3 protein-coding genes and 1 pseudogene are annotated in these 3,408 nt (G+C 58.7%); 3 read left to right on the forward strand and 1 reads right to left on the reverse strand.

Annotated elements, in window-relative coordinates:
* Window positions 1-959, reverse strand: a 959-nt coding sequence (locus D6877_RS01165) for an amidohydrolase family protein (RefSeq protein ID WP_130909590.1), incomplete at its 3' end; no start/stop codon positions are given.
* 185 nt (window positions 960-1,144) lie between these two features.
* Between D6877_RS01165 and D6877_RS29275 the strand changes: the two genes are divergently transcribed.
* The 3 genes and pseudogenes from D6877_RS29275 to D6877_RS01175 all read left to right on the forward strand — a co-directional run.
* Window positions 1,145-1,297, forward strand: a complete 153-nt coding sequence (locus D6877_RS29275; RefSeq protein WP_178083612.1) for a hypothetical protein — start codon at window positions 1,145-1,147, stop codon at window positions 1,295-1,297.
* Between the two features lie 286 nt (window positions 1,298-1,583).
* Entirely contained in the window at window positions 1,584-3,068 is a 1,485-nt protein-coding gene (locus tag D6877_RS01170; RefSeq protein ID WP_130909591.1) for an NCS1 family nucleobase:cation symporter-1, read from the forward strand.
* A gap of 135 nt (window positions 3,069-3,203) precedes the next feature.
* Window positions 3,204-3,408: pseudogene (locus D6877_RS01175) on the forward strand (Zn-dependent hydrolase); the annotation flags it as partial.

A 3,408-nucleotide genomic window follows, 5' to 3' on the forward strand; every position in this document is an offset into this window, starting at 1 on the left:
AAGCAGCAGTGGTCGGTGGCGGTGGTGTGCAGATTGCCGTTCTGCAGCCCGTGCCACAGCGCCTCCTGGTGGCCGCGCGGACGGAACGGCGGGCTCATCACGTAGCCGGCGGCGGTCTGCCAGTCCGGGTGTTGATAGACGCTGTCGTCGAGCAGCAAGTGCCCGGCCAGCACCTCGCCGTAAACCGGCTGGCCCTTGCTGCGGGCATAGGTGATTTCGTCCAGAGCTTCCTTGGTGGAAACGTGCACCAGGTACAACGGCGTGCCGATGGTTTCGGCAATGCGGATCGCCCGGCTCGCGGCTTCACCTTCGACCTGCGAAGGTCGCGACAGCGGATGCGCTTCCGGCCCGGTAATGCCCTGAGCCATCAACTTGCGTTGCAGGTGATAGACCAGCTCGCCATTTTCTGCGTGCACAGTCGGCACCGCACCGAGTTCCAGACAGCGCTCGAAACTCGCCACCAGAGTGTCGTCGGCGGCCATGATCGCGTTCTTGTAGGCCATGAAATGCTTGAAGCTGTTGATGCCGTGGTGGCTGACCAGATCGGCCATTTCCTCGCGCACCTGCTCGCTCCACCAAGTGATCGCGACGTGGAAGCCATAGTCCGACGCAGATTTTTGCGCCCAGCCGCGCCACTGATGAAACGCTTCCATCAGCGATTGCTGCGGGTTGGGAATCACAAAATCGATGATCGACGTGGTGCCGCCGGCCAGACCCGCCGCCGTGCCACTGTAGAAATCCTCACTGGCCACGGTGCCCATGAACGGCAGTTGCATATGCGTATGCGGATCGATGCCGCCGGGCATCAGGTACTGGCCACTGCCGTCGAGCACTTCGGCGCCGGCGGGAATGTCGAGGTTTTCACCAATGGCTTTGATCACGCCGTCAGCGCAATAGACGTCGGCGCGGTAACTTTCATCATGGGTAACAACGGTGGCGCCACGGATCAACAGAGACATTCCGGATTCCTCGCAGGCATGACCGACTTGTGCCGGTTCTAGATGTTTTATTGAAGATCAGCGGCGCAGTTCATATTCCTGTCATCGCTGTCAGGAATAGAAACTAGTCGCGATTTCAAGAATGATCAAGAATATTTTTTATAAGCTTATAGCTCTTTCAACCTATTGATAAGTAAGGATAAATAATGGAAATCACCAAAATGGTGAGGCTGCTCACCATTTTGACGCACTTGACAGGATGGAAATATGAGCAAGATTTCCTATGTGAAATCAGCCGCTTGAAGTTGTGCTGCGGTTGCGGGTTCACCGACAAAAATAAATGCAGTGCACCAGTTTGAGTCCTGACACTTCGGACAACTTGCCCGACGTTTAGCCTGAGCGTTCAGACAAGTTTTCCCGGACTCATCGAATATTCAATTAAAACTGATGAATATCAGAAAGTTGCAAAGCGTGCAGTGCACCGCTCAAGCGTTCAGCGCCAGACCCGGCACGTTTATTGATGCCGCCGCTGACACCATGGCCGGTGCATGAAAGTTGTCAGTTCCTCCGGCCATCGTCCGGCTGGCGCCGTATGCGCCAGCCGCCTGATAAGCAAAAAATAATCAGAAGAACAGTGGAGCGGCCATGCAACAGACCAGATCACAAGTGACCGAGCGCGACGGCTTGTACGAGCTCGAAGCGGGCAGTGATGTCCTCGACAGTCCCCGCTACAACCACGACATGGCACCGACCAAGGTGCGCGAACGCACCTGGAACAAATGGCACATCACCGCACTGTGGGTCGGCATGTCGATTTGCGTGCCGACCTACACCCTCGGCGGCGTGCTCACCGCTTATTTCGGCTTGAGCGTCGGCGAAGCGCTGCTGGCGATTCTGTTTGCCAACGTCATCGTGTTGATTCCACTGACCCTCAATGCTTTCCCCGGCACCAAGTACGGCATTCCGTTTCCGGTGCTGCTGCGCTCGTCGTTCGGCATTCTCGGTTCCAACGTGCCGTGCCTGATTCGCGCGTTGGTGGCGTGTGGCTGGTTCGGCATCCAGACCATGTTCGGCGGACTGGCGATTCACCTGTTTCTCGGCTCGGTGTTCGAGGGCTGGAAATCCCTCGGCGGCACCGGCGAGGTGATCGGTTTCATGGTGTTCTGGGCGCTGAATCTGTGGGTGGTGATTCGCGGTGCCGAGTCGATCAAATGGCTGGAAACCCTGTCGGCGCCGTTACTGGTGGCGGTGGGCATAGGCCTGCTGGTGTGGGCGATGCCCAATGTGTCGATGACTGAGTTGCTGGCGATCCCGCCCAAGCGTCCGGAAGGCGCCAGCGTGGTCAGTTACTTCGCGGCAGGGCTGACGGCAATGGTCGGGTTCTGGGCCACGCTGTCGCTGAACATTCCCGACTTCAGTCGCTACGCCAAGAGCCAGAAGGATCAGATCCTCGGGCAGATTTTCGGCCTGCCGCTGACCATGTTCCTCTTCGCCGCGCTGGGCGTGGTGATGACCGCCGCATCGGTGAAACTGGTCGGCGTCACCGTGTCCGACCCGGTCACGCTGATCGGCCATATCCAGAGCCCGGTATGGGTGGCGGTGGCCATGGCGCTGATCATCGTTGCCACGCTGTCGACCAACACCGCCGCCAACATCGTCTCGCCAACCAATGACTTCCAGAACATCGCGCCGAAGGTGATCAACCGCACCAAAGCGGTGTTGCTGACCGGTTTGGTCGGGCTGGTGCTGATGGGCCATGAACTGCTGAAAAAGCTTGGCCTGATCGTTTCCGACATCAGCCTGGAAACCGTGTATTCAAACTGGCTGCTGGGCTACTCGAGCCTGCTCGGGCCGATCGCCGGGATCATGGTGGTGGATTATTTCCTGATCAAGAAACAGCGACTGGACCTCGCCGGGCTGTACCGCGATGACGTGTATCCGGCGTGGAACTGGGCCGGCTTTCTCGCGTTTGGTGTACCGGTGGTGCTGACTCTGCTGTCGCTGGGCAGCGATGCCTTCAGCTGGTTCTACAGCTATGGCTGGTTCACCGGCTCGGCGTTGGGCGGGGTGATTTATTACGGGCTGTGTGTGATGCGGGCGCAGCCTTCTGCCGTGAAAACAGCGGTGTGAGCAAGGGCCTTTTCGCGAGCAGGCTCGCTCCCACATTGGAAAAGCATTCTCACTGTGGGAGCGAGCCTGCTCGCGAAGGCGATGTTGCACACGCCAGAGAAATATCCATAAGAAAACCAGTCTGAGGAGATCCCCATGAACGCAGCCGTAGACGTTCTGCAATCCACCCATCAGCACATCAACCGCGATCGCCTCTGGGCCTCGCTCATGGAACTGGCGAAACTCGGTGCCACGGTCAAGGGCGGCGTCTGTCGCCTGGCCCTGACCGACCTCGACCGCCAGGCCCGCGACCTGTTCGTGCAGTGGTGCAAGGACGCCGGTTGCAGCGTCACGGTCGATG

This window comes from Pseudomonas sp. Sample_9 (genome assembly GCF_004307535.1).
In the GTDB taxonomy this organism is placed as follows: Bacteria; Pseudomonadota; Gammaproteobacteria; order Pseudomonadales; family Pseudomonadaceae; genus Aquipseudomonas; species Aquipseudomonas mercuritolerans.

What these genes read in the sequence shown, in the direction of transcription:
- D6877_RS01170 (WP_130909591.1), top strand. Translation starts at nt 1,584, where the DNA reads ATGCAACAGACCAGATCACAAGTGACCGAGCGCGACGGCTTGTACGAG.
- D6877_RS29275 (WP_178083612.1), top strand. Translation starts at nt 1,145, where the DNA reads ATGGAAATCACCAAAATGGTGAGGCTGCTCACCATTTTGACGCACTTG.